We start from the raw sequence: 17,647 nt of genomic DNA, 5'->3' as shown, positions 1-17,647 counted from the left end.
CGTGTTGTCAGGACGGATCGTCGAAGAGGCTCTGTTGCAAGGGATCGGCAAACAAGCCCATTTGCTCAGGTTGCGGCTTTGCCGGCGTCTCGGTTCGAGAATTGGGCAGGACCACCAATCGCAAAGCCCCGCGAAGACGGTCGACCATGAGTTCCCACCCGCCGACCTGATCCTCGTATCCTGCAGCCTCTTCGGCGTCCCCGCGACTGTGGGCGTCCACCGCCTGACTACGGAGCTGAATCTGCCATTCGTTACTGATGTGGAGGAGCTGAAGAATCAGATCGCGATCGCGCCCGCAGACATCGGCTACCGCGTCGAGATCCTCGGCCACGTCCAGATCGAGGTGCAGCAGGGTCTCGAGTTCGGGAGGCAGGTCCTCGGCCGTCAGATCGGGCTGCAGCGAGGAGGAGTCACCGCTCTTGTTCGCGAAGAAGAGGTCTCCGCCGACGCGTGCGGCGAACTCGTCGTCCACGGTACGCAGGAACGACGTCAGGGCGGCGCACGTATCGGTGAGTTGCTTGGGAACGAATGGCGAACCCGCCACCTCGAGGAACACCGACAGACGGTCGTCGATCAAGACGAACTTGATGCGCGACCACTTGCGGTTGAGATCGGCGATGACCTCGGCTGCACGGGTGCGGTTGCTGATGTCCTGAACGAGTGGGGAGAACAACTGCACGTCCATGGACTCGGAAAGCGGACCGACGAACATGACAGTCGAACCGACACGAATGGGTATGTCGCCGTCGCTGTCTCGCTCGGGAAGAGTGCCGAGCATGGGAAGCAAAGCGAGAGTGACCAACTCCTTGAGGTGGTCGATGTCGTTGGGCATGTAGGCCGCGGTGGGGTCGAGTGTCGGAAGTTCTGTCGACTCGACGACCGACGGATCGAAATCCGGAGTCTGCTCGTTGCCGGTGAGATCGCTGGATAGAAAAGCCGGGTGGTGCACACCGAACACATCACGGAATGCAGCGACAGTCATCGCTGCGAGCTGATCGGCCCAGTTCTGCGCCTTGTCGACGCAGAAGGCGGGGGAGTTGTTCGGATCCTCCAGATTCTCGGAAGGCGGATTCCAGCCGAGTGCGATCAACTTTTGTTCGTCGGCATCTTCGAGTCGATAGCGCGGATGAAGGAAGTCGTTGGAAGGAACCTCGCAGCGGACTGTGTTCTCGTCCCACACGAGGAACTGAACGCATGGCGCTGCGCCGTCAGCTGGATCGAAGTCGCCGGTGGACGATTCCACGGCAAGCACGTCGCCGTCGACCATGATGGAAATGTGATCGCCGAGGCGACGTTGAAATTCTGCCCACGCCCGGTCGACACTGACATCGAGATCGAAGCCCATTGCGCTCATCAGCCACCTCCTTCCGCAAAAGCTCAGACCTATACGGTATCGCGAGGCTCCGACAATGCTGCTGTCCTTTTCCGGTCGACCGGATTGCAGCGGACCACGAACCGTGACGGTGAGGAAGGTAGTCGCAGGTAGATCGGTTATTCGAGAGCGGCGACTGAAGTGTGCCTGTAACCGCCGTCACGCCAGGCGGTGTGCGGGCGAAAGAGCGAGGGTTATCCGGCGAGAACGGGCGAGACCTCGACGACGGGCGGCGTGGACCCGGTCGTGACAACGGGGGTGGTGCTGGTCTTGGTGGTTGTGGCCGTCGCGGTCGGTGACGAGGTCGCGGTAGCCGACGCAGTTGTGGTGGATGAGACGGGTGTTGTCGTACTGGTGGCCGTCGTAGTCGAGGTGGCGGAGCTCGTGCTTGTCGCGGTCACCACAAGCGGCTGATTGCGAGGAGCGGTCGTCTCGTCGGCGATTCGCCAGGTCGGCGTCGGCGGGATGACAACCGTGGGGACTGCAACCGAGCTGTAGAACGCGGCCGGTTCGATCCCGGCGACGGACTCCACGGAAACCGACGAGACCAGAGTGGGAGGCTTCACCACAGGGCCGCCGGCACCGAATGCGCCGGCTGCTCCGCCGAAAACGAGGCCTGATGTCAGAGAAAGAGCGGCCACTGCGACAGCGCCGATCATGACTGTTCTGTCTTTCATGCACACCTGTCCTTCGGGAGCAGTACGGAAGTACTGTAGGCGAAAAGATGCCGCAATGGAGTATCAGGGCCTGCTGGGCGGGACGCGAATCTGTGTGGCGTAGAACACAAAAGGCCCTGGGTGTCGACGCGGACGTCGGCACCCAGGGCCAGGTCAAGCAGTGAATCAGGCGGGGATCGTCAGNCCGTTTGCATCCGCGATGCGCTGGTACTGGTTGCCGTCACCGTAGAAACGCTCTGCGATCGCCCACAGGGTGTCGCCGCTTTCGACGGTGTAGCTCTGCGCTGCCGGAGCGGCGGGGGCAGGCTCGGGCTCGGGTGCCGGAGCGGGCTCCGGGGCAGCCTCGGCGGCCGGCGCTGCGATTGCAGTGTCCGAAGACCACAGAGCATTTCCGCCGGCGGACAGAACGACGTTGCGATCGTCCTGAACCGAGAGGGAGGCACCGTCGTTGCCTGCGGTCTGCGATGCCCACACGGCGTCGGAGTCCTTGTAGATGACGAAGTTTCCGTCAGCCTGCACCTCGGCGCGGTTGGCGCCGGATCCGTTGGTGCCTGCGGCCCAAACAGCCTGTCCGCCCTCGGACAGAACCAGGTTGCCGTCGTCCTGCAAGGTGAGGGTGTATGCGCCGTTGTCGGACTTGAGTTCCTGGCCGACTCCGAGGCTCTGACCTGACTGCAGTGTGCTCACGCTGTCCCTTTCCAAATCTGTTGCGATGACTGTGCCTCCACGATTCCGCTTTACCGTCCAGTTACCTTCTGGCCGTTGGTCTCGTAGGCGACCGAGTGTACGTTACCGAAGAGTACAGAGAATTGTGCAGCGTTGACGGATTGCGTGTCGAGCGTTCGGATCTTGCTGATATTAAGGCGTTTTGGGCGAACGCGCCGCGACATCCTACGCGAAGTTGCACCGTTGCGATGCACTTTCTCTTGAACGGCAGGTGAAATCGGCGCGCTCTCAGCGCATTGTCAGTAACCGCTAGGGGTGTAGCGACTTGCGCGTCTCGTCGTGGAGAACGGCAAGCAGTTCACGCTCGACGTCGGCGAACTCGGGCGAGGTGATCATGTCCAGTTCGCGTGGCCTCGGCAAGGGAACGTCGACGACGCACCTGACCGTTGCCGGCCTCGCCGACAGAACGACCACGCGATCGGACAGATAGATCGCTTCACGAATATCGTGGGTGATCATCAGCACGGTCCACCGGTACTGCTGCCACACGTCTTGCAGCCAGGCCTGCATCTCGGTGCGGGTCAACGAGTCCAGTGCGCCGAACGGCTCGTCGAGCAGCAGGACAGGTTTGCCCTGAACAACGGTGCGCAGCATCGCCGCTCGCTGGCGCATGCCGCCGGACAGCTGTGACGGCCGGGCGTCCTCGAATCCGGACAGTCCGAACGCCGGGAACAACTCGCGAGCGCGCTCGCGTGCTTCCTTCTTGCCGACTCCCTGCACTTCCAAACCGAGGGCCGTGTTGTCCAGTACCGAGCGCCAAGGGAACAGAAGATCCTTCTGCGGCATGTACGCGGTGTGCACCTCGGCGGCTGCTTCGGATTCCGTTGCGCGCGTGCCCACACGGACCGAACCCGCGGTCGGGGATTCGAGCCCGGCCAGGACGTTGAAGATCGTGCTCTTGCCGCAGCCGCTCGGCCCGATCACCGACACGAATTCGCCCGCGTCGGCGCCAAAGGACACCGAATCGAGCACGAGACGCGATTCTCCGGCCGTGTCGAACCTCTTGGTCAGGTCCTGGATTTCGACCATTGCATCCTCGACCATCGGGTCAGTCATGTCCGCGACCTTTCGTTCATCGCCCATGGTGCAACGATGCGCTCGATGGCGAACGTCAGCAAGTACAGCGTGACACTGATCAACGCGGTCACCAGTACGGCCGCCAACACCAGGTCGGTGCGGAAGGAGTTCTTCTGGGTGCTCATGTAGATACCCAAACCGGAAGTAGCGCCGACGTATTCGGAGAACACCGCACCCACGACCGCATACGTGATGCCGATGCGCAGGGCAGTGAAGAATCGCGGAATTGCCGAAGGAAGGCGAACGTATCGGAACTCCTGCCAGCGAGTGCTGCCCATACTGCGCAGGAGAGCGCCCGCTTCCCGATCGGCCGCGGCAAATCCCTCGATGAGTCCGATGGTCATGGGGAAGAACGTCGCAAGGGCGATCACCAACACCTTCGGCAACAGCCCGAAGCCGAACCAGATGATCATCAGCGGCGCGATGGCGATGATCGGCAGCGTCTGCGAGACGACAAAAAGTGGTACCAGCGCGCGTGACAACCACGGCGAAAAGTCCACGACCACAGCAAGAATCCAGGCCAATACCAATGAAACAGTGAAGCCGACCAACGTGACCTGCAATGTCGACCAGGCGTGGCCGGAGATGATCTCGCGGTTGTCCCACCCCTGGGACAGAACGCGCCCCGGAGACGGAAGTACTTGCGGCCGAATCCCACTGATCTCGACGTAGATCTGCCACGCCGCCACGAGGAGCACCACCACGGCGAGCGCGGGAAGCGCCCGCCGCATGGTCGAGACCAACCGTCCGCTCACGTCAGGACGCGTCGAGATACTCATTGGTGAAGTACTCCGACCAGTCCGGCTTCTGGGTCAACGGCTTCCCGTCGGGTCCGGCGAGCAATCCGTTCTCGAAGAGGAATCCCGAGTAGCCCGACCAGGTTTCGAGATTCTGGGCGCCCACAACACCGTTGGCGTCTTTCATGTAGTCGGCGGCGAGCATCCGCTGACTCTCACGCACGAGGTCTTCGTCGGTGAATGCTCCGGGGTTCGCGTCGATGAGATCCTGCGCGGCCTGGTCCGGGTTGTCGGCAGCAGTCTGATATCCGCGTTGAACGGCTTTGACGAACTTGCGTGCCTCGTCGGGATGGTCCTTCAACCACTGCTGGTTGCCGTTGATCACGATCGAATATGCATCGGGGAAGCCGTAATCGGTGTACTGGAAGTACCGCATCGGAGTTCCGTTTCGCTCCGCTTCGAGGCCTTCCCAAGCAAAGTAGGAGACGGTGAAGTCTGCCTGGCCCGAGTACACGGCTTCGTACGCGGAAGTTCCGAGCGTGACCGTCGTGAAGTTCCCGGTCCCGCCGTCGTTGCGGATGATCTGCTGCAGCGTTTCGACTTCGCCGGGATCGCCGAACCCGGCGTACGTCTTCCCGTCGAGATCACGTGGGCGCGTGATGTCCGCACGATCCGCCTTCACGCCGATGCCGGTGGCGCGGTGCTGAAGTGGCGCGATGACGGACGTCGTGGCGGCGCCGGCTGCACGGGCGAACGTGGCCTGACTCTGTGTGCTGATGCCGAACTCGGCATTGCCGGCATCGACCAGGGTGTCGGGCGAGGTGTTGTTGTACGGCAGGATCGAGACGTCCAGGCTGGCGTCCTCGAAGTAGCCCTCTTGGAGTGCTACGTACAAACCGGTGTGGTTCGTGTTCGGTGTCCAGTCGAGTGCGAACCGAATGGTCCCGTCGGAAGAGCCGGTGTCAGAGGCGCATCCGGTCAGAACTGTGAACGCGGCTGCGATCGCGGCAGACGTGGCAAGCGTGCGGCGCAGCGCCGCAAACGACATCACGACGCCGGCCAAGGCTGCTGGTGGAGTGCGGAATCCCAGAACATCAGCTCATAGCGGCTGGCGATGCGGAATGCTTCACTCATCGCCTCACGCTCTGTCTCGGTGGCAGCTTCGGCCGCAGCATCGACCAGTACGCGGGCCTGCGCCACCGACTCGTGGAATTCGGGTGCGTCGTAGGTCGTGACCCACTGTGCGTACGGATGCGACGGATCGGCGTCGAGTACCTCGCGCGTTGAAGCGGCAAGATCGCGGCCGACCTCGGCGTAGATCCAGAAGCAGGGGAGTACTGCCGCTGCGGAGACCGGGTAAGGCGCAGTTGCTGCAGTCGCCGTCAGATACGAGACGTATCCCAGGCAGGCCTGCGAATGCTCGAGCCTTCCCGATCCCGCTGGAAGGATTCCACCGGTGAGAAGTCCGTCGTGAAGCGCAGATTCCACTGTCGCTGCCGTGGACGCGGAATTCGACCAGAAGCCCGCGGACTGCGGATCCGGGGCATGGGCCGCGACCAGGGACAACGCTTTCGAATACCCCTCGAGATAAAGCTTGTCTTGCTCGATGTACGTGCGGAACGCGTCGAGAGGCAATGTTCCGTCGCCGAGGCGGCGGAGGAACTCCAGTGAGTCGATCGACTCGCGGAGGGCCTTCGTCTCGGCCCAGAGTCGATCTGTGAACCGATCCGTCGACGGCGCTGTGGCCACCGAGTTTTCGGCAGAATTGTATGCAGGCTGCGTAGTAGCCATGACATCCCTTCGTCAGCATTACCTGATCAGGTTCCCGGGTGTGTTCTCAGCCCCGCCCATGCGGAGCACCCCGTGTCAGAACTAGGCGACCTTAACACCGAGGGGTTGCGTACTCGGCGCACACCCGTCCGAGATTGGTAGGTTTGGTCTTGATTGCCACACGCGCGGGTCGGGAGGGGATTCAGACATGGAGACCGACGTTCGACCAAATCTCGGCGAGGACGGAACTCTGGTGATCCGGGCGCGAGGCGGAGAAGCCCGCGGGTATCCGGATGGCGGTGTATTCGCGTGGAAGGGCATGCCCTACGCAGCGGCGCCGGTGGGTGAGCGGAGGTTCCGAGCGCCACAACCCGCACAGCCGTGGGACGGGGTGCGCGACTGTCGTGAGTTCGGGCCGATCGCGCCGCAAGGCCAGAGTCCGGCGGTTCCGATCGATCGGGCCTTCAAAATCGACGAGGACTGCCTGTCGATCAACGTCTGGGCCCCGCGACCCGACGGCACGCCGCGACCGGTGATGGTGTGGATTCACGGCGGCGCCTACTGCCTCGGATCCGCCGCCCAAACGATCTACGACGGCCGTCATCTGGCTGAAACCGGCGACGTCGTTCTCGTCTCCTTCAACTATCGCGTCGGCGCACTCGGATTCCTGGACCTGTCTGCATTCTCCACCGCGGATACTGTTTTCGAATCGAACTGTGGTCTGCGAGACCAGATTGCGGCACTCGAATGGGTTCGAGACAACATCGACGCCTTCGGTGGTGACCCGAGTGCGGTGACCGTGTTCGGGGAGTCCTCCGGCGCAGGATCCATCACGACGCTCATGACCTGTCCGAGCGCCGAAGGTCTGTTCCATCGTGCGATTGCCCAGAGTCCGCCCGCGACCTCCGTCTACGGGGCCGAGCGCGCCAAGACCGTGGCGGAGCGGTTTCTCGAACTGCTCTCGATCGACCCCGAAGACGCAGGCGATCTGCTGACCACGGATCTGGAACTGCTCGTCAAGGCAAGCGATGATTTGGTCAACGAAATTCCGACCCGGATTCCGGGAACTTTGGCGATGGCACCCGTTGTCGATCGCGATCTGGTGCCGCACTACCCGGTTGCGGCTTTCCAGAAGGGTTACGCGCACCGAATCCCACTGATCATCGGTTCCAACAAGGACGAGGCGTCGATCTTCAAGTTCATGAAGTCTCCGCTGATGCCGGTGAGTGCGCAGTCCGTCGAGGCAATGCTCCAATTACTGGCCGACGATCACCCCGACATCTCCGCGACCAAACTTGCCGAGATCATGTCGGCTTACCCTGACCATGCGAAACCGAGTGGCGCGCTGGCACTGTCACGGGACGCTGCGTTTCGCATGCCGACCCTCTGGATCGCAGACGCGCACTGCAGGCATTCCCCTACATGGGTCTACCGCTTCGATCACGCGACGCCGATGCTCAAGGCGGCGCGGATCGGCGCGGGCCACGCGACCGAATTACCTTATGTATTCGGCAATTTCGGAACCCTGAACGTCGACCCCACGTTCTGGCTCGGCGGTCGGAAGGCCGCGATGGAGGTGGCCGGCCGTATCCAACGGCGATGGTTGGCCTTCGCCAGGCATGCAGTGCCGGCGGCCCTCGACGGCTCGAAGCACTGGGCGCCGTACGAGGAAGAGAAGCGGTCGACGCTGTTGATCGACTCCGCCGACACCCTCGTCAGCGACCCCGATCACGGATTGCGCGTCGCCTGGGGCAACGACGTGATGGGGTTCAACTGACGTCGGTCGAGTGCCGCGGACGATCCAGTTCGCGAAGCACCGGCAGAGAGGCACAGACTGCGGCGATCAGGATGATCGGAATCGACAGGGCCACAAAGGTCGACGCGATTCCGAGTTGATCGAGCAGCGGGCCGACCGCGAGGTAGCCGAGCGGGCCTGCGGCGTAGGCCGTCGACGTCATGACACCGACGACGCGTCCACGCATGTGCTCCGGGCTGTGCGTCTGCATGGCGTAGTTGGCGATCGGGCCGACTGGTCCGTAGACGAGGCCCTGCAGTCCGGCAAGTACGAGGATCACCCACAGTGGAGGTAGGAGCGCCATGGCCAGCATCGCTATGCCGAGAACGGCGACGGCAAAAATCATGATCAGCCGCCGGGACATGATCGGCGCCAGTGGGGCGTAGGCGAGAGAGCCGATGATGCCGCCGATCGCCAAGGCCATCAACACCGATCCGAGTTGGGCCGGTTGATCCAACTCTGTGAAGTACACCGGGAACACGACACTCTCCACAGGCATGTAGAGCGCGACGACTGCCATGTCGATCAGCGCCAGGGTGCGCAGCAGTTTGTTGTTCCAGACGAACCGAAGACCGTCGAGTGTGCCGTGCCAGATCGATTTCGGACGGTGTTCGTGTTCGGGCACTCCGGCGCCGGGAAGCCGGATGAAGGCGACCACGACTATCGAGAACACAAAACCTGCCGCCGTGACCCAGAGCGTGTTCACCGCTCCGATCGTTGCGATGAGGACACCGCCGATGCCAGGGCCGATCAGATACGCGACGTTGAAGTTCGCCTCGTACACACTGTTGGTTCGATCGAGCTTCCACTTGGCGGTCCGAGTCGCTGCAGGCAGCATGGACTCCCTCGCCGCCATTCCGGCGGGGTCGAACACGGCGCCGAGTGCGGCCAACGCCGCGATCACCGGGATCGTCAAGCCCGCGGTGGCCGCGATGATCGGAATCGCTGCAACGGACATCGCAGAGAGAGCGTCGGAAATCATCGACGTTCGACGGCGTCCGAACTTGTCGACGAATGTCCCCGAAAACAGGCTCGACACGAGTAGCGGAATGGCTGCTGCGCCGGCAACTATCGCCGCGTCGGTAGCCTTACCGGTTCGTTCGAGAACCAGCCAGGGGAGCACGACGATGGCGATACCGTTGCCGATCGCCGAGAACAGCGTCGCGAGATTGACCAGTACGAGAGGGAGATAGCTGGGGATAACTACGTCCGTGGACGCAGGTGGACGCCGATCTGCTGAGGCGACCACGTTCTTTCCTTCCCCGAGATGGTGCCGCCCAGGATTTCGACGACGGCACCATCGACGCTAGCAGCGGGGTCTGCAGGTTCGCGACTGGTTTTTCGCCGGCCGTTCTCGTTCGGTTATGCCTGGTAGACGGGGTTCTCCGCAACAAACTTCTCGACGTACGAGCACGTCGGAAGGATCTTCAATCCCTCGTTCCGGGTCTGATCGAGCGCTTCACGCACCACGATGGCGGCAAGCCCGCGCCCACGAAACTGCGGATAGGTCACCGTGTGGTGGAAATCACGGACGCCGGAATGGTCCGAGTACTCGGCGAAACCGGCGAGTTCGCCGTCGACTCGGATCTCGAAACGCGTTTCCGCGGGATTGTGCGCCACTGTCTCGGTCATCTTCGGGCTCCGTTTCGAAAGGGCGGCCGGTTGCGCCGCGCCGCGTCTACGTTCTCTGGAGCACGCTACCTGGCAGGCCGTCCGCAATATCGGTTGCCGACGTGGGATCCGTTACTTAGCGCAACTACAACTGGACGACCGTTCAAGGGACCTTCGTCGCCATGGAGAACGAACAAAACTGGTCTGTACGTGCCGATTTGCCCGTACTTTTGTGCCCACAACGGGTGATACATATGCATCACGATCGTAACTATCCCAATATGTGGGACCGGTCACAAAGTTTTTTGTCGTCTGTTCGGATGGATTAAGTGGAGGGCCTGAAACGGGCAAATTGCAGGTCAGCGGCGCGCTGGTTGCGTGTCGATGATGGGTGCGAGTGGCCGGAAACCCCAGGGGTATTGCGTTGGTCATCAGATCGTTTCTCGGACGTGATCCCAAAGACCCGCTCGGGGGGTTAGCGTTTGAATCGTCGGGGATAGAAGAAGCGTTACAACTTCGCCAAAAAAACTTTGGCGTCGCTGCTCAACGGTTCGATTTCGAGTCTTCGTCGGACAACTTCGAGGAAGGAACGCACATGATTTTCGGGCAGCGTGAGTCGAACAGTTACTTTGCCGCAATTTTTTCGTACGACTTCCTTGACGAAGGTCTGGGATACGAGACCATCGCACGGATTCACCGAGGCGAGATCTGCGAATGGATTCGTGATCTCGAGGCTTCCGGGTTGTTCTCGGCTGCGGAAGTCCATGCCGCTGAACTGGCATGGCGCGAAAATCCACGCCTGCTCCTCGACGCCCTTCTCGAGGACGCTGACGAGGTCTCTGTCAAGCGCTGGGAGATCGCGTGGACGAGGCTCGAGCGTCAGTCGCCGGCAGCCGGAACCGCGGTGGCAGAGCACGGCTGATCCGGTCGGGCCGAGTCGACTGCTCAGTCTGCGTCAAGATCAACCGTCTGCGTTACATCAACGGTCGACGAGTATCACCTCGTGATCTGTAAGCACGGTGAATTGCGCGCCCGCCGTGGTCAGGGCCGCAACCGTCCGCGCAGTCACCTGTGGATCTTCGAGTAGCGAATCGCCGCCGTGCGGCACTATCGCGAAGTCGATCAGCGCGAGCCCGGACCAGATCGGGTCGATACCGCACGTTGGCATGACTTCAGCGGGGTCGTCCGACGCGTCCAGCCCGATCAGAGTCGGAGTCGCCAGGCACGCTCCGGCGCTGTATCCCGCATAGGCCACGACGCCTGAACGAACCAGCATCTCGATGACCCTGTCAGCGCCACTTCGAGCTAGCTGAGCTCGCAGGACGAACGTGTTTCCGCCGCGAACCCACAGGCAGTCGAATTCGCGGAGCCGGAGTTCCAGTGCTTCCGATGCACCCAGGAAGTCTCGGACATCCACTTCCTCAGCGGTGAAGCCCGCTGCCCGTAGCGGAGTCAATTCGCTGGTGACTGCTGAACTGCGGGCATTGGCGGGCCACGAATCTGCAGCCGCGGCGATGACCGCGATGCGAGCGCCGCGGCCTACGAGATCGACAAAAGCCTCGCGGTGGTCGCCGAATCGGTAGGACGAGAGAAACAGTTTCACTTCTCAGTACCTTCGCGACCTACCCACCCAGCCCTCAAATCGTGAACGCCAGATTGTCGACGACGCGTGTGCCCACCGTGGTGTCACCGCGAAGCGAGATGTCGGTTCGGTGATCCGACGCGTGGACGCGGCCACCGGCAATTCGGGTGAAGAGCGGTGAGCTCATCGAGATGGTCGTGGTCGCCGGACCGTCCAACTCCGGGACGAGTGTTGCTCGCGCGTCGACCGAGACGTGAAGTGAACGGGCAAGTGGCCCTTCGAGTTCGAAAGTGATCCGTGCTCCCTCTGGCGCCTTTCCTCGTTTTCCGACGACGAATCCGAGCGCGCTGGTGATTTCGCCGAATGCAGTCTCCGCGCGCAATCCGCCTTCCTCACCCGGAATGCCAACTGCATCTCTGATGTCGAGTTCGTGCATCCAACAGTCGAAGGTCCGAATACGCATGAACCGGCCATAGGGCGCAAGACCGACCGGTGTTTGTGTCTCGGCGTCCCAGTCCGCGCTGGTCATCGAGCGCAGCGCTTCGGTTCGTTCGGCGGTGATCTCGCGATATCGGGTCAGCAGGTCCGAGTGCGGTGTCCGCCGCAGGCCTTCGACCCAGCGCTCGTTGAACGCCGCAATCTCGTTGTGGACGTGGGGCAATGCGTGCACGTCCAGATTGATCGACGGCGGATTGATGCCCGAGAGCAGTGATTCCGTACCGATCAGATGGGACACGATGTCGTGAACCGTCCACCCCGGAAGGTTCGACGGTGCCAACCACTGATCGCCGTCGAGTTCGGCCAGCAGTGCGTCGATGACTCTCCATTCCTCGGTCAATGCGTCGACTACTGAGTCCTGGGGCCAACCACTCATGTGGACATCTCCTGTTTCGGACGGTGCGGTTCTCCTCACTGTATGTCCCGGCGGATAAGTGAGCGGGCATTCCCATGCTTCGAGTCGGTGTCGCCAAACCTCCGAGGGTGGCAGAGTTCCTGTGGTAGACCAGGATTGTCGACGCCGAATCAGGCTCACGCGGCGTTGTCGTCACCGACAGAGGAGTCTTCGTGTTTCCAGGAAATTTTGTCCAGTCCACACCGGACAAGCCCGCCGTCATTCGCCCTGCGACGGGTGAGTCCATCACCTATCGGGAACTCGACGAACGGTCGACGCAGTTGGCGCGATACTTCCGAAGTGTCGGTGCCAAGCCTGGGGACCACGTCGCTCTCATCTCGAACAACGATCTCCGGGCGTTCGAGGTGTACTGGGCAGCGTTGAGATCCGGCCTCTACATCACCGCGGTGAACTGGCATCTCACGGCTGCGGAGGCTGCCTACATCGTCGACGACTGCGAGGCGACAATTCTGGTGGCGTCGGGGCAGGCGTCCGCAGCAGTTCCGTTGGACGAGAAGCTGATTCCACGCGTGCGGCACCGATTGGTGTACGGCGGCGCCCTCGAGGGCTTCGACGACTACGAAGACGCGGTCGATGCGCAGTCCACTGCTCCACTCGACTCGCAGCCGCGTGGGGCTGACATGCTGTATTCGTCGGGAACGACCGGCAGGCCGAAGGGGATCAAAGGAGATCTCCCGGAGGGTGAGGTGAACACCACCATGGATCCGTACACCGCGGTGTTCGCACCGATGTACGGGTTCGATTCCGACACAGTCTATTTGTGCCCGGCTCCGGTCTATCACGCGGCGCCCCTGCGTTTTTGCGGCGTGATCAATTCGGTCGGCGGAACCGTGATCTTGATGGATGCATTCGAAGCCGAAACCGCGCTGGAGTTGATCGGTAAATACGCTGTGACGCACAGTCAGTGGGTACCGACGATGTTCGTTCGAATGTTGAAACTTCCGAAGGAGACCCGTGATCGTTACGACGTCTCGACGGTGAAGGTCGCCATTCACGCTGCTGCTCCCTGCCCGCCCGAAGTGAAGACGGCAATGATCGACTGGTGGGGGCCGGTGATCTACGAGTACTACGCCTCGACCGAGGGTTCGGGCGCTACCTTCATCAACAGTGAGCAGGCCTTGTCGCATCCGGGTTCCGTCGGGCGTGACGGAGTGATGGGGATCGTGCACATCTGTGACGACGCCGGGCGCGATCTTCCGGTCGGCGAGATCGGTACCGTGTTCTGGGAGCGGGAGACTTTGCCGTTCCGGTACCACAATGATCCCGAGAAAACGGCTGCCGCGCAGCATCCGGATCATCCGACGTGGACGACGAGTGGAGATATCGGCTATATCGACTCCGAGCGTTTCCTTTATCTGACCGACCGCGCCGCGTTCACGATTATCTCCGGTGGTGTGAATATCTACCCACAGGAGTCCGAGAACATCCTTACTTTGCACCCGAAGGTGTTCGACGTGGCGGTCATCGGTGTTCCCGACGAGGAAATGGGTGAGCAGGTCAAGGCGGTTGTCCAACTAGCGGAGGGAATCGAGCCTGGTGCCCATGTCGCCGAGGAATTGCTGGAATACGTTCGCAGTCAGGTCGCACATTTCAAAGCTCCGAGAAGCATTGACTTTGCCGACGAATTGCCTAGGACCGCTACAGGAAAGCTCGTCAAGCACAAGTTGCGGTCTCAATATGTGAGCAATTGATGCTCTAGTGAAATACTAGGACATCAGAGTAATTCTGCGAGATAGTCGGCAAGGACCTGCGCGTGACCGTACGGCAGGTCCTTGCCTGCTGTCAGTAGAACAACGGGTCGAGCATCCGAGGACGGTGCGAGGCGTACTGCAGGTTTTCGCGTTTGAGGCCGCGTGGCCGGAGTCGGTCTACGCGGAGTCGGACGGCGTTACATTCGGAAGCTGGTTCGTAAACTCGCTCGACGGTGATTATTCGGCGCGTCATTCTGATGCCTTTACGTCTTTCGGCCGTTTCAAATAGTGGAATAGTCCGCCATTCCGGTGTGATCGGCCTCACAGTAGGCTTCTTCAGGTATGTCCAAACATACTGTTCGGACTCGATTCAGATGGAGAAAGTGCGTCGTCGGTTTCCCTACGCCGCGTTAACTCTGGCTACTATCAGTCACCATTCACCCAAAAGCGGGTCATCTTCCGCTCATCACATGCTGGTTGCCGCTCGTCGCAGCAGGCGAACCACCAACCGCAGAAGGTAATGGAAAATGGAAACATCGAAGAGCGCACAAGTGCGTCCGTCGGTCGGCGTCCCTCGAGAATCGAGTGATGGTGAGCGTCGGGTCGCATTGGTGCCGAAAATTGTGTCCGCTTTGATCGGCAAGGGTGTCGACGTGGTCGTCGAGTCCGGGGCCGGTCTCGGGGCGTTGATTCCCGACGAGTTGTACACCGCTGCCGGCGCGAAAATCGGCGATCCGTGGACTGCTGACGTGGTGGTCAAGGTTGCGCCTCCGTCGACAGAAGAGATCGCCCGGATCAGTACCGGCGCGAAGCTCATCGGTTTCCTGAATCCGCGTAATGCGGACAACCGCATCGCCGAGTTGAAGGCTGCCGGCATCGAGGGATACGCCGTGGAGGCGATTCCTCGTATCTCTCGCGCGCAGGTGATGGACGCGTTGTCCTCGCAGGCGAACGTGTCCGGGTACAAGGCTGTTCTGTTGGCAGCATCGGAGTCGACGCGGTTCTTCCCGATGCTCACCACCGCTGCGGGCACGGTGAAGCCTGCGACGGTTCTGGTGCTCGGAGTGGGTGTGGCAGGTCTGCAGGCGCTGGCGACAGCCAAGCGTCTCGGTGGCCGCGCTACCGGGTACGACGTGCGTCCTGAGGTCGCCGACCAGGTGCGTTCGGTGGGTGCACAGTGGCTCGACCTCGGAATCGATGCGGCGGGCGAGGGTGGATACGCCCGCGAGTTGACCGACGACGAGCGAGCGAAGCAGCAGCAGGCACTCGAAGATGCGATCAAGGGCTTCGACGTTGTGATCACCACTGCTCTGGTTCCGGGTCGTCCGGCGCCGCGCCTGGTGACCGCTGCCGCGGTCGAAGGCATGAAGCCGGGCAGTGTGGTGGTCGACCTCGCGGGTGAAACCGGTGGTAACTGCGAGCTGACCGAGCCGGGTCAAACCGTCGTCAAGCACGGCGTGACCATTTGCTCTCCGCTGAATTTGCCGGCGTCCATGCCGGAGCATGCGTCCGAGTTGTACTCGAAGAACATTTCCGCGCTGATCGAACTCATGTTGGTGGAAGGTGCCTTGGCGCCTGATTTCTCCGACGAGGTTCTGGCCGGTGCGTGCGTCACCCGTGAAGAGAAGGGCGCCTGATGTACACATCACTTCTGGCGAACATCGCGATCCTGGTGTTGTCCGGGTTCGTCGGTTTCGCTGTGATCTCCAAAGTTCCGAACACCCTGCACACCCCGTTGATGTCCGGTACGAACGCCATCCACGGCATCGTCGTCCTGGGTGCGTTGGTCGTCCTGGGCAAGGTGCACGATCCCTCGATCGGGTTGCAGATCATCTTGTTCGTCGCGCTCGTCTTCGGAACCGTGAACGTTGTCGGTGGTTTTGTGGTCACGGACCGCATGTTGGCGATGTTCAAGGCCAAGCCGGCCGCCAAGTCTGTGTCGAAGGATGGTGACCAGTAATGGAATACCTGGTCAATTCGCTCTACATTGTCGCGTTCTCGATGTTCATCTACGGCCTCATGGGTCTTACCGGCCCGAAGACCGCAGTCCGCGGCAACCAGATCGCCGCGGTCGGCATGCTCATCGCCGTCGTTGCAACTCTGATCTCCATTCGTGATGCGGAGATGGGGAACTGGATCCTCATCGCTGCCGGCCTTGTCATCGGTGTCGTGCTCGGCGTTCCGCCGGCGCTCCGGACGAAGATGACGGCCATGCCGCAGTTGGTGGCACTGTTCAACGGTGTCGGCGGCGGTACGGTCGCGTTGATCGCGTACGCGGAGTTCCTGGACTCGGACGGTTTCACCGCATTCCAGCACGGCGAATCGCCGACGGTACACATCGTCATCGCGTCGCTCTTTGCCGCGGTGATCGGATCGATCTCCTTCTGGGGCAGCGTGATCGCGTTCCTGAAGCTGCAGGAAACTCTGCCTGGTCGTCCGATCGGAATCGGCAAGCTCCAGCAGCCGCTCAATGCTCTGCTGCTCATTGCCGCCGTCGCGTTCTCGGTGATCATCGGTATCAAGGCGATCTCACCGGAAGGCCCGACCAGCTCACTGTGGATCGTCGGCGTGCTCGTGCTCTCGGGCATCCTCGGACTGATGGTCGTGCTGCCCATCGGCGGCGCGGACATGCCCGTCGTCATCTCGCTGCTCAACGCTCTGACCGGTTTGTCAGCTGCTGCTGCAGGTTTGGCGCTCAACAACCAGGCGATGATCGTCGCCGGCATGATCGTCGGTGCTTCGGGCACCATCTTGACCAACCTCATGGCCAAGGCCATGAACCGGTCCATCCCGGCCATCGTTGCCGGCGGCTTCGGTGGTGGTGGCGGTGAAGCCGCATCCTCCGACGGCGTCGTGCGCACGGCAAAGGCGACCTCGGCCGCCGACGCGGCCATCCAGATGGCCTACGCCAACCAGGTCATCGTCGTACCCGGATACGGACTTGCCGTCGCGCAGGCTCAGCATGCCGTCAAGGACATGGCGAAATTGCTCGAGTCGAAGGGCGTCGAGGTCAAGTACGCCATTCACCCGGTCGCCGGCCGTATGCCTGGTCACATGAACGTTCTTCTCGCAGAGGCGGATGTCTCGTACGACGCGATGAAGGAAATGGACGACATCAACGACGAGTTCTCTCGTACCGATGTCACCTTGGTGATCGGTGCGAACGACGTCACCAACCCGGCGGCGCGCAACGATCCGAGCTCACCGATTCACGGAATGCCGATCCTCAACGTCGACCAGTCGAAGTCCGTCATCGTGCTCAAGCGCTCGATGAACTCCGGTTTCGCCGGTATCGAGAACCCGCTCTTCTTCGCCGAGGGCACCTCGATGCTCTTCGGTGACGCCAAGAAGTCGGTCTCCGAAGTAACCGAGGAACTCAAGGCGCTGTAGCGCGCGAGTTCGGAAGGGGCGTCCACTCGCAGCTGCGAGTGGACGCCTTTTTTCGTGGCCGTGTGTTGCAAAGATGTCGTGTGATGCAACGACTTCTTGTGCTGAAACGACTTCTTGTGCTGAAACGACAAAGGCGCCTGGCCCGAGACGAAACTCGGAACAGGCGCCTCTGGCGACGTTTTACGGAACCTCGGGGGTTTCGGGGTCGGAAGAGAAGCCGGAAAGTAGTTCGATCAACTTCTGGATAAGTTCGAGCGGGTTCAGATCTTCGAGGCTCACGGTAAAGACTCCTTCGCTGTGGAACTA

The 17,647-nt window shown here is 61.5% G+C and carries 17 protein-coding genes and 1 riboswitch; of the genes, 6 read left to right on the top strand and 11 right to left on the bottom strand.

Annotated elements, in window-relative coordinates:
- Positions 1-7: 7 nt before the first annotated feature.
- The 7 genes from ATN37_RS22540 to ATN37_RS22510 form a co-directional block, all read right to left on the bottom strand.
- Positions 8-1,354 carry a hypothetical protein gene (locus ATN37_RS22540; protein WP_003941353.1) on the bottom strand — a complete coding sequence of 449 codons (1,347 nt, stop codon included), beginning with the start codon at positions 1,352-1,354 and terminating at the stop codon, positions 8-10.
- Positions 1,355-1,566: 212 nt separating this feature from the next.
- Positions 1,567-2,049, bottom strand: coding sequence for a hypothetical protein (locus ATN37_RS22535; protein WP_003941346.1), 483 nt, complete (start codon positions 2,047-2,049; stop codon positions 1,567-1,569).
- Positions 2,050-2,214: 165 nt separating this feature from the next.
- Positions 2,215-2,736, bottom strand: a complete 522-nt coding sequence (locus ATN37_RS22530) for a LysM peptidoglycan-binding domain-containing protein (protein WP_218695624.1) — start codon at positions 2,734-2,736, stop codon at positions 2,215-2,217.
- A 288-nt stretch (positions 2,737-3,024) separates the two neighbouring features.
- Positions 3,025-3,819 (bottom strand): ABC transporter ATP-binding protein, encoded by a 795-nt coding sequence (locus ATN37_RS22525; RefSeq protein ID WP_039972652.1) that lies wholly within the window; start codon positions 3,817-3,819, stop codon positions 3,025-3,027.
- Between the two features lie 8 nt (positions 3,820-3,827).
- On the bottom strand, positions 3,828-4,631 hold the full coding sequence (locus ATN37_RS22520) for an ABC transporter permease (RefSeq protein WP_003941393.1): 804 nt from the start codon (positions 4,629-4,631) through the stop codon (positions 3,828-3,830).
- A complete protein-coding gene (locus ATN37_RS22515; protein WP_218695623.1) occupies positions 4,609-5,637 on the bottom strand; it encodes an ABC transporter substrate-binding protein in 1,029 nt (342 codons plus the stop codon). Before ATN37_RS22515 ends, ATN37_RS22520 begins: the two co-directional genes overlap by 23 nt.
- On the bottom strand, positions 5,637-6,380 hold the full coding sequence (locus ATN37_RS22510) for a TenA family protein (RefSeq protein ID WP_218695622.1): 744 nt from the start codon (positions 6,378-6,380) through the stop codon (positions 5,637-5,639). The genes ATN37_RS22515 and ATN37_RS22510 overlap by 1 nt, the downstream gene beginning before the upstream one ends.
- A riboswitch (TPP riboswitch) is annotated at positions 6,368-6,463 on the bottom strand. Its footprint overlaps the gene before it by 13 nt.
- A gap of 104 nt (positions 6,464-6,567) precedes the next feature.
- On the opposite strand from ATN37_RS22510, the gene ATN37_RS22505 reads away from it, so the two are divergent.
- Positions 6,568-8,136, top strand: coding sequence for a carboxylesterase/lipase family protein (locus ATN37_RS22505; RefSeq protein WP_007726092.1), 1,569 nt, complete (start codon positions 6,568-6,570; stop codon positions 8,134-8,136).
- Here ATN37_RS22505 and ATN37_RS22500 read toward each other — a convergent pair.
- Both ATN37_RS22500 and ATN37_RS22495 read right to left on the bottom strand, forming a co-directional pair.
- Positions 8,129-9,355, bottom strand: a complete 1,227-nt coding sequence (locus ATN37_RS22500) for an MFS transporter (protein WP_039972654.1) — start codon at positions 9,353-9,355, stop codon at positions 8,129-8,131. The genes ATN37_RS22505 and ATN37_RS22500 overlap by 8 nt on opposite strands.
- Positions 9,356-9,516: 161 nt before the next feature.
- Positions 9,517-9,786, bottom strand: a complete 270-nt coding sequence (locus ATN37_RS22495; RefSeq protein WP_007726096.1) for a GNAT family N-acetyltransferase — start codon at positions 9,784-9,786, stop codon at positions 9,517-9,519.
- 574 nt (positions 9,787-10,360) lie between these two features.
- Here ATN37_RS22495 and ATN37_RS22490 point away from each other — a divergent pair.
- Positions 10,361-10,687: a hypothetical protein gene (locus tag ATN37_RS22490; protein WP_003941297.1), complete on the top strand. Its 327-nt coding sequence runs from the start codon at positions 10,361-10,363 to the stop codon at positions 10,685-10,687.
- 57 nt (positions 10,688-10,744) lie between these two features.
- Here the strand turns inward: ATN37_RS22490 and ATN37_RS22485 are convergent, their stop codons facing one another.
- Together ATN37_RS22485 and ATN37_RS22480 are read right to left on the bottom strand one after the other, a co-directional pair.
- Positions 10,745-11,368, bottom strand: a complete 624-nt coding sequence (locus ATN37_RS22485; protein ID WP_042447910.1) for a Type 1 glutamine amidotransferase-like domain-containing protein — start codon at positions 11,366-11,368, stop codon at positions 10,745-10,747.
- A gap of 34 nt (positions 11,369-11,402) precedes the next feature.
- Entirely contained in the window at positions 11,403-12,221 is an 819-nt protein-coding gene (locus ATN37_RS22480; RefSeq protein ID WP_003941328.1) for a maleylpyruvate isomerase family mycothiol-dependent enzyme, read from the bottom strand.
- Positions 12,222-12,412: 191 nt separating this feature from the next.
- Here ATN37_RS22480 and ATN37_RS22475 point away from each other — a divergent pair, with 191 nt between their 5' ends.
- The 4 genes from ATN37_RS22475 to ATN37_RS22460 all read left to right on the top strand — a co-directional run bounded on the left by ATN37_RS22475 (position 12,413) and on the right by ATN37_RS22460 (position 17,341).
- The gene (locus tag ATN37_RS22475) at positions 12,413-13,951 is read left to right on the top strand and encodes an AMP-binding protein (RefSeq protein ID WP_042447907.1); all 1,539 of its coding nucleotides are present in this window, start codon (positions 12,413-12,415) and stop codon (positions 13,949-13,951) included.
- 527 nt (positions 13,952-14,478) lie between these two features.
- A complete protein-coding gene (locus ATN37_RS22470; RefSeq protein ID WP_003941381.1) occupies positions 14,479-15,588 on the top strand; it encodes a Re/Si-specific NAD(P)(+) transhydrogenase subunit alpha in 1,110 nt (369 codons plus the stop codon).
- Positions 15,588-15,911, top strand: coding sequence for an NAD(P) transhydrogenase subunit alpha (locus tag ATN37_RS22465; RefSeq protein WP_003941319.1), 324 nt, complete (start codon positions 15,588-15,590; stop codon positions 15,909-15,911). Before ATN37_RS22470 ends, ATN37_RS22465 begins: the two co-directional genes overlap by 1 nt.
- Positions 15,911-17,341, top strand: coding sequence for an NAD(P)(+) transhydrogenase (Re/Si-specific) subunit beta (locus ATN37_RS22460; RefSeq protein WP_218695621.1), 1,431 nt, complete (start codon positions 15,911-15,913; stop codon positions 17,339-17,341). Before ATN37_RS22465 ends, ATN37_RS22460 begins: the two co-directional genes overlap by 1 nt.
- Positions 17,342-17,647: the final 306 nt, after the last annotated feature.

This window comes from Rhodococcus sp. MH15 (assembly GCF_019266045.1).
Taxonomy (GTDB): domain Bacteria; phylum Actinomycetota; class Actinomycetes; order Mycobacteriales; family Mycobacteriaceae; genus Rhodococcus_F; species Rhodococcus_F qingshengii.
This window is presented reverse-complemented; position numbering and strand designations above follow the sequence as displayed.